The following is a 242-nucleotide window of genomic DNA, read 5'->3' as shown; positions in this document are numbered from 1 at the left end:
ATAAAAATCAGTATCTGGATAAGCTTGAGTGAGATGCTTCATCGTGTCATAGGTGTAAGATTTCCCACCACGTGCAACTTCTCCCAACTCAAGCGATAAGCGTGGACTATCTGCAATCGCCAGCTCCAGCATTTTCACACGATGCTCAGCCGAGATTGTTTTTTTCTCATCAATATGGGGAGGAAGAGCCTCGGGCATGAGCCAAACTTTATCTAATTCAAGACGTTGAGCGACCTGATCAG

General features: G+C 45.5%; 1 pseudogene. It reads right to left on the bottom strand.

Annotated features, from left to right (window positions below):
• Nucleotides 1-242: pseudogene (locus ETC07_RS16400) on the bottom strand (nicotinate-nicotinamide nucleotide adenylyltransferase); the annotation flags it as partial.

The sequence above is a fragment of the Halomonas borealis genome, from assembly GCF_004798905.1.
Classification (GTDB): domain Bacteria; phylum Pseudomonadota; class Gammaproteobacteria; order Pseudomonadales; family Halomonadaceae; genus Halomonas; species Halomonas borealis.
The sequence above is the reverse complement of the archived record's forward strand: the minus strand, read 5'-3'. Positions and strand labels throughout refer to the sequence as shown.